The sequence below is a fragment of the Halohasta sp. A2 genome (genome assembly GCF_056175805.1).
Genome location: NZ_JAQFWV010000106.1, coordinates 1 through 7,588, shown reverse-complemented (window position 1 = coordinate 7,588; position 7,588 = coordinate 1). Strand labels below are relative to the sequence as shown.

The window sequence follows — 7,588 nt, the reverse complement described above, 5'->3', positions numbered from 1 at the left end:
TAGTCTGGTTTGGGTGCTTCTGCAATGTCTGTATCTAGAAATTCGGCAGTTCAGCGACTCAGACAGGAGAATTTGTTATGTAAGTGATTCAATACGGGAGCTGTCTTGCGATAAACGGAGCAATAGAGCATGAACGCGAGAAGCACCTCTCCTGCGGAGAGGTGTTTCTCGTGAAACGGTGTACCGTAGGTATAGACCGGCTTGAACGAACAATTACGGCAGCACACTCGGTCCGATGATGCACTTGTTGGTGAGGGTCGCGGATATCCCAGTGTCTATTCTATGATCTCGGATTCGGAGATTATGAACCACAATCTGCTAAAAGATGTAGCATCTGATCTTGGTGAGGTGTGTGAAACGATGGATGCAACACATCCAACAGAACAGGTTCGCGTTGTTGCCGATTTTGTCCAATATCTCTCACACTATGCTGATGATTCATCTGTCAATTAGCCTGTTGGGCTTGTCTCCAAAACAGCGCATCCTGTCGTTACACTTGCTACAGGAGAAGGAGACTGTAAGGACTTCACCGTGTTAGGCAACGCAATACTCCAACAAGAACCATTTAATATGAATCCCGATGCGTTTGTTATTGAAAATATTAGCTTTGACCAAGATTCAAACCCTGTTTCTCACGTGTCGACATCTATTCCTGTCCCAGAACTCGGAGGCCAAGTCAGTTAATCTCGACACCGAGTTCCCGCTTGACGATGGTGAGAACGCTGCAGTGACACTCGCCAACGAGATCGATGCTGAACTGTTTCTGTGTGACGAATTCAACAGCCTGGGGTTGATTCACGCCTCACTCGCCAACACACGGCTTGTGACTACGCCGACGCTGCTCTCGGTGTTTGTCCGACCAGACCGGCTGGCAGCTGCGGAAGCACTTACCTTGCTTGAAGAAATGAGCAGTGGCCGAAGTTGGGACGCAAACAGCAACGTCCAGCGGGCACATTCACTGCTAGAAAGTTCGTGAACAGCTCTCGGTCGAACGCCGCGTGATACATTTTTCTCAACGGTGACACTTTCGACACATCACCCCGGTACTCTGAGTGCTTGCTCCGGGATAATACGTGCGCAACATCCTTTTGGCGAAAAAACCCAACTGTTGAGGGTAGCTCACCCCACATAATCGAATCCCGACTCAACACGGTCGGAACTGACTCACAGTGCCACCCAACCAGCTCGTCAGTCGTCGAGCCACGAGGTTAAATTAGATAAACTATTTCCAGCCCACTGTATATATGTTATAGTAGGCCGAAGCCACAAATATGCCCGACAGCCCTGATCGAGATACTGACGGTTTTCAAGGCTCAATGACACGTGGCGAACGAATTCGTGCTGCCGCACGTACGATCCGGACGCCCCGTACAGCCTCGTGGATAGCTGACGAGACAGACGTCTCGGTGAAAACCGCACAAAAATATCTCAATCAACTTGTTGAAGACAACGTCCTTCTGAAGACCCACCAAGGCGACCAAACGCTGTACTGTGTCGACCAACTGATGGCAACGTACCGTGAAGTCGCTACACTTCAGCGTGAACACAACCGTGCAGAACTCACCTCTGCTCTTGAGTCGATGACCACCAAAATCACAGAGTGGAAAAAATCATACGATGTTTCGACGCCAGGCGAGCTGCGGGCAAGCATCGCCGACTGTGAGGGCCCAACCGAGATCGAGGACCGTCGTGAGGTTGCTACTGAGTGGGAGCATCTCGCCGACCGAATTCCAATCATCCAAGCAGCACTCACCGAGTACGACTGGGCTACCAAACGTGATTCTATCTTAGCCTAACCACTGATGGGTCTTCCAGGAACAATTGATACCTCGGTCTACGTAGGACTGAAAGATGTTCTGCAGCGGCACCCGGTTATCACGACCGTTTCGTATGAACCAGATAGCATTGTCAAGCGGTTCCTTCGGGCCCAGATTGATCCAAGCCGCGTCATACCGTCGACTGGACCTGTCTCACCGACACTTGATGTTGAATGGCGATTTGTTGAGGACGAACCGTATTATCGCATTCATTACGCGGATTCGAATACGGGATTCAATTGTGGCTGGCATCGTGACGACGATCATCCCGATCTGGGATCCGTCCATTTTCAGTACGAACATTCTGAAATGAATGAAAGTGAGTACAACCACGCTCAATTCAACAAGTCGATTCCGACCGAGATTCTCTGGGTTGCTCTTGATACATTATTTGAGGATCACATTCCGACTCTCACAAGCGAAGACTAACTCGTGTAAACCTCGATCAGAGCGACTGGCGACACCAGTCTAAAGTTCTCAGGACCATCATCTATGAAGTGACATACCGTGTCGCGTGACTACTGACCATTGAAAGTGAATCAGTATCACGTGAACCGTACATATTCCCAGATTTAAGCAATAGCACACAGTAAACGTCCGGTTAAAACACAACACTACTGGCGACGCCTGAATCAAGTGAAGCATCGGTCCGTCGGGAACAGGACCACAAACGTCGTATACAGTGTAGAGAGGTTCGTAAAATCTCTCCAGCAACAATCTTACTCAATCAACGGTGTCTCGCTTCGGTACACCATTTGCATTGGAAGCCCTCTCGCATCCTCAGGAGGATCCATAGGCAACTGACGGTACTCTTCATCAGGTGCACACGCAGTCAGGGCTAGCGCAAACGCATCCAATACATCATCCAAACCAATATCAAACTCTATGCCATCAAGTTGTTGTGCAACCGTTCGCCAATCACCAGAACCGTACTCAGGCACCGTTTCAAGCGCCGACAACCGTTCATCAACACCCAACGCCGACTTCTTACTGTGCGTTAATTCCTTACCCTTGAACGCACGGAAACACACCTCCGGATGCCCTTCTACGAGACAAGTCGAATCTCCCACATCTAACACCAACTCTTCGACGTCGACAATCCCTGCACAGATACTCGCAGCCTGCTTAGTCAACCCTTTCCCAGTCACTGATCGATTCATATCACTCACTTCTGCATGCTCGGCACCATTAGCAGCAAGCCGTGCAGCCTCACGACACGGTGCCGTGAACACCGACCGATACTGCGGCCCAATCACGCTTCGCCCGAGATCATCACACTCGCGCGACAACTTCCCATCACTATCTACCACGCACCCACAATCATTCGATTCGGATGGTCCACACAACCCGATCGGGACATCAACTACGATCCGATTTGCCGACTCTCCGTACTCCTCCCACACCTCAAAAATGTCTTTTGATACAAACGCCTCGGGAGGGTCTCTATCCTCATTGTACGCGACAGCCACCCACGCTCCAGACGACCAATCAACGCCAACAAATTCAGTACTCATATTCTGATATGTGTTGTCAGATAGACTTGAAGCTATAGTATTATTTTTTTGAATTCAACCCCGAATGTGTTTGAGTTGCTGAACGCCATTGAGATCTTTGTTGCCTATCCAGAGATCACCCGCCGAACAACCGCGAGAGCAATCCCTTAGAATCCTCAGCATCATCTCCATCTTCGTCCTCATCCGCGTCCTCTGTCTGAGCGGTACTCCCAGTCTCTGCAGCACCGTCCAGCAGTTCCTCGACAGAGTAACCAATCCACTCGGCGAACTCTTCTGGAGCACCGATATAGACACTATTGCCAGACTTATCGGACATAAACCGCTTGGACAAGCGTTTTTCGTAATCATACACCTCGTAATCCTCGCGGTCGAAATTAGCGGTAATCGCGCCAGGCTCGGATTCAAACGTCACGCGACCACCTTGGATGTCACGCTGCCATTTCAGTCGACCCGTGTCGTACGTTTTTTTCAGCTGGCTCGTCTGCAGGGAAGTACTCCGGCTGCTCTCGACCAGCTTCATCGTAGAACTCTCGGAAGATACAACGGACATCTTCGATCGTCCCGTTCCCCTCAGTCCACGGTTGCTTGGTGAGCATCCGCCGAGCCACGTAACTAAAGATCGGGTTCTGCTGTTCCAGCACCTCACTAAGATCCTCTTGGGCGTCATGAAATCCTGGATCCTCCGGGTTGGATGGGAACGAAACGTCCATACTTAGAATCTTCATCCGGTTCCGGAACTCCGATTTGGGGAGGGCGTCGTTCGTCGTGAATATAAGACAGGGCTGATCGACGTTAGTTGGCGTCCAGTCACCCCAGTAGTTCCGGATCGGACTCCAGTTCTGGATCTTGCGTTTCTCCGCGTCGATGATAGCGTATGGGAATGAAGTATCCCATTCCCGGATCCCACGAATCTCAGCCACACCAATATCATCTGCATCTACCCCCGAAATGACAGTGTTGTCCGAAACCAGCCGGAGAATGTACTCGGTGAGTTTGTCTTTCCCGGCGTCGCTCTTCCCTTCGATGTAGAGATGCTGCAGGACGTTGTCCAGCGTCCGTGACGGCGAGGAGAGTGCCTCCGCATACTGGTTGGCAAACGGAGCCCAGAAGCCATACAGAAACGCCTCGTACATTTGTGCCATCACTGCCGTCTCAGATTGTGTGTGACCGTGATTGCGGACCGTCTCGATATAGGCTTCAATAGTCCCAAGACAGTGATCCAGAATTTCTGGAGTCGGCTCATCGGTTGCCACCAAGATCATTTCGTCGTCTTCACCGATCACGAGCTGCTGAGCCTCCGGGAGGACCGACATCGTTGGAATAGCCGTCGACTCCTTGACTTGATTATTGTATGCGCTCATGGGCGCAGTGATACTGTGATCCTCGACAGTGGCACCACGGCTACGAAGGCTGGTCCCAAATTCGTCGGCCGTGTCTTTGTCGACCTTGCTCGTTCCCATTCGGATCTTCTCGTCAGGTGCTCGAACACGTGGTCGATCCAAGGTTTCGGTGAGGTTTGTCTCGTGGGCCGACTCAACTAGCCCCACGTCCGGAGCCTCCTCGTTAGCGTCTAATTCAGTATCATCTGCTTCGTTGTCGTTCTCTTCGTCTGTTGGCTCGTTCCCGGGCTCAATGATCGATCGGTCGGCTTTCTCGGGTTCTTCGACGAAAGCAACCGTCCTGTCGGCCTCTTCGGGATCATCTACGACGGCCGTAACTTGCTCGGCAACTTCTTTCAAATCATCCACGGCATCCTGATTCAGCGCAGCCGTATCGCTCACATCGAGATCACCAGCACCAACCCAATACTCGATGCGATTCTCTCGCTCTTCTGGAGAATCCGCCTCTTCGATCGCTTCGACGAGCCCTTCTAAGAGCGTCTGGTCGCTGTATGAATCCCGATATTGGTCGATGAATTTCTCAAATTCTTGGTCTAACTCTGTGCCAACCTCTGTTGTGAATACAGAGATCTGATTTGTATGGTACTCCCAAGAGTTTCGAGAAAGGTTTGCCGACCCCTGGACGAGTTTTACCGTCTCGTCGGGCATCACAATGCGGTAGATTTTCGAGTGGACCGTCTTTCGATTCTTCAGTCGAACCGTGAGACGGCCATCCTGTCGAAGCTCTACTAGCGACTTTGCGGTTGAGACGTTGTTGACCTGTCCGGCGTAGTCGTCGGCATTCCCTATCAGCACGTCCAGCGACCCGATATTGTAGTCTGTCAACATCTGTACCATCAACTCGGGTGTCTCAGCATACGTCACCGCGTCGACGTGGTGAGCGCCTTCAAATAGATCGAGAAAATCGCCTCGCTCTTTCACCATCGCCAAGCGATACCCAGCCGCACCTGAGCCGTAGAACTCCGGCATATCCACGAATTTATCAAACGAGATGTTCGCCGTCAGTTCATCCATGAAGAAAATAAGAATTTGCTATGAATAAAACCGTAGCACTTGACAGTAGAATTGACAGTTCTACTCAGTGTCTCATATTTTTTAGAATATAGAATTTAAATACATACATACCTCCGTGCCCATTTCGCCAAGATACTGGATCAAGATACAATATGGCCCAACAATTGCTGCAACTTATCCTCCAGTTCAGAGGCCTGCAAAATCTTGATCGCACTCTCAGACTGCCCAGCTAAATCTACCGTCTCGTCTTGCAAATCCTGGACGACAAGCAACCCATTCGAGCCGTTCCTGAAATACGATCCATCCGACTCATTAAACACGAATTCATCATCGACACGCAAGAACGCCAAGTACTCCAAGGTCTCTTTGATCCCCTGACGAATCGTATCCGTCCGTGTACTGTTTTTCACTTCGGTGATGAAGTACTCCCGCCCATCACTCTCTGCTGAGTTTATATGCACTCAGATGATCGGTGTGTAATGAACAAGACTACTGAACAAATAAAATGAACATCAGTAGGACCCATAACCGGTACCGACAAAGGGTGACTTCAAGTGGCATTGTGTTATCGTTATCGTGGATACGTTATTGAAGTGAGCCTACGTTACGGTCGACGATCACTGTGAGGTTGTCCACGAGCAGTTCGTCCCACTTGGACTGGACCTACTCGTAATTACGCTGGAGGTAGTCGTCGGCCTCTCGCAGCGTTGTGTAGATCACCGCAGGGCCGGATCGGGTGTGAATCGTATAGTTCTCGTGGCTGCTGTCGACTTACCCTACGACCGAGACAACGGTGGCCCCGATCACGACAACGATAGCGGATGCGACGACACGCCACGTCACACGTTCCAGCCGTTGTGGGAGAAACAGCGCGGAGACTCCTACCACGATCAACGGGGTTAGCTGCAAGAGCGGCATAACGAGCGCAACAGAGCCGATTTCGAGGGCCGCGAAGTACGCCGCGAACCCGATCGTGGTCGAGACTCCTGCAGCAACATACCACCCCGTGGCGGAACTGCGTATCGTGACCGGAGCCAGTACCCCGGTCCAGCCGAGATACAGCACATAACAGATGGTTGCGGAACCCGCCATTATGAACAGCCCCGGCAGGACCGGCGTCCCTTCGGCGAGCCCGGTCGACACGAAGATCGGCTCAATACCGATAGAGACCGCCGCACCGACCGGAAGGAGCAGTGTGGCTCCGGTTTGTCGCATCGATTGCTCTGTTCTCGTTACAGCCGCAGTCTCCCACGAGACGACAGCAATCCCGACGACGATCAGTACAATGCCGAGATACTGGCCAATCGTCGGTCGCTCTCCGAGGAACACGACGGCAAATATCGTCGCAAATAGCGCATTTGACGCGACAACGGGCGAGGTGATATTTGCGCCCAGACGTTTGATACTCGTGAACATTAGCACCCGAGCGACGACCATGCCAGCGATACCGGCTGCTGCGAACGACGCGACTGAAAGCGGTGTAAACAGGTCCATGTAGGGTGGCGCGTGGAAGATAAAGATGGTCGGGAAAATTAGGACAACGTTGGTCAGCAAGACGACGAGAACCGCATCGGATACATTCCCAGTGTCCGTTCCGAGCCGAATACAGAGGAACTGCCCTGCGAATCCGATAGATCCCAGCACCGCCAACAGAACTCCGAGGAGCGAGGTAGATACGTCGAGAACCATAGTTTTCAATTTTATTTAAATATTATAAGAGCCTGTCTAAGAATTCTCACACTCTCAGTCATCGATATCGGTCGAAGACACCGCAGTATAATTTGCTCAACCGATCCAGCAGCGTTGACAAAAAGAGAGGCAAACTCAGCTATCTGGCGATCGT

At 51.3% G+C, this 7,588-nt stretch carries 6 protein-coding genes and 3 pseudogenes; 4 read left to right on the top strand and 5 right to left on the bottom strand.

Translation table 11 applies throughout. The annotated features are described in order from the left end of the window. Positions 1-122 precede the first annotated feature (122 nt). A pseudogene (locus tag O2S87_RS17425) lies at positions 123-248 on the bottom strand (IS1595 family transposase); the annotation flags it as partial. 55 nt (positions 249-303) lie between these two features. On the opposite strand from O2S87_RS17425, the gene O2S87_RS17420 reads away from it, so the two are divergent. The 4 genes and pseudogenes from O2S87_RS17420 to O2S87_RS17405 all read left to right on the top strand — a co-directional run bounded on the left by O2S87_RS17420 (position 304) and on the right by O2S87_RS17405 (position 2,246). Beyond that, a complete protein-coding gene (locus O2S87_RS17420; protein ID WP_475410020.1) occupies positions 304-453 on the top strand; it encodes a hypothetical protein in 150 nt (49 codons plus the stop codon). A gap of 220 nt (positions 454-673) precedes the next feature. Next, positions 674-976 (top strand): annotated as a pseudogene (locus tag O2S87_RS17415) (hypothetical protein); the annotation flags it as partial. A gap of 340 nt (positions 977-1,316) precedes the next feature. Then, positions 1,317-1,796 (top strand): DUF7342 family protein, encoded by a 480-nt coding sequence (locus tag O2S87_RS17410; RefSeq protein ID WP_475410019.1) that lies wholly within the window; start codon positions 1,317-1,319, stop codon positions 1,794-1,796. Between the two features lie 6 nt (positions 1,797-1,802). Then, positions 1,803-2,246 carry a hypothetical protein gene (locus tag O2S87_RS17405; RefSeq protein ID WP_475410018.1) on the top strand — a complete coding sequence of 148 codons (444 nt, stop codon included), beginning with the start codon at positions 1,803-1,805 and terminating at the stop codon, positions 2,244-2,246. A gap of 290 nt (positions 2,247-2,536) precedes the next feature. Here the strand turns inward: O2S87_RS17405 and O2S87_RS17400 are convergent, their stop codons facing one another. The 4 genes and pseudogenes from O2S87_RS17400 to O2S87_RS17385 all read right to left on the bottom strand — a co-directional run bounded on the left by O2S87_RS17400 (position 2,537) and on the right by O2S87_RS17385 (position 7,434). Beyond that, positions 2,537-3,331: a DUF429 domain-containing protein gene (locus O2S87_RS17400; RefSeq protein WP_475410017.1), complete on the bottom strand. Its 795-nt coding sequence runs from the start codon at positions 3,329-3,331 to the stop codon at positions 2,537-2,539. A 115-nt stretch (positions 3,332-3,446) separates the two neighbouring features. Then, a pseudogene (locus O2S87_RS17395) lies at positions 3,447-5,745 on the bottom strand (phospholipase D-like domain-containing protein). Positions 5,746-5,885: 140 nt separating this feature from the next. Beyond that, positions 5,886-6,155, bottom strand: coding sequence for a hypothetical protein (locus O2S87_RS17390; protein WP_475410016.1), 270 nt, complete (start codon positions 6,153-6,155; stop codon positions 5,886-5,888). Between the two features lie 361 nt (positions 6,156-6,516). Further along, complete coding sequence (locus O2S87_RS17385) at positions 6,517-7,434, bottom strand: DMT family transporter (protein WP_475410015.1); 918 nt, start codon at positions 7,432-7,434, stop codon at positions 6,517-6,519. Positions 7,435-7,588 lie beyond the last annotated feature (154 nt).